Consider the following 251-nt stretch of genomic DNA (forward strand, 5'->3'; position numbering starts at 1 on the left):
GTGCTGGCCGGGCCCGACACCGGCGCCCTCGCCGGCACGCTGGACCTCGCCCGCTCCCTCGGGGTGTCCGACGCGCTCGACCACGTCGGGCCGCTCGACGGCGAGCAGGTGATGGCGGCCCTGCGCCGGGCGGACGTCTACGTCCTGCCCTCCGTCCAGGACGCCTTCTCCGTCTCCGTGCTGGAGGCCATGTCCGTCGGCACGCCCGTGGTCGTCACCGCCACCACCGGGCTCGCGCCGGACGTGGCCCG

General features: G+C 76.9%; 1 protein-coding gene. It reads left to right on the forward strand.

Annotated features, from left to right (window positions below; all coding sequences use genetic code 11):
* On the forward strand, nt 1–251 hold a 251-nt coding region (locus tag ACSNOK_RS35370), incomplete at both ends, for a glycosyltransferase (protein ID WP_436784778.1).

Source organism: Streptomyces sp. URMC 126, assembly GCF_051386555.1.
Taxonomy (GTDB): domain Bacteria; phylum Actinomycetota; class Actinomycetes; order Streptomycetales; family Streptomycetaceae; genus Streptomyces.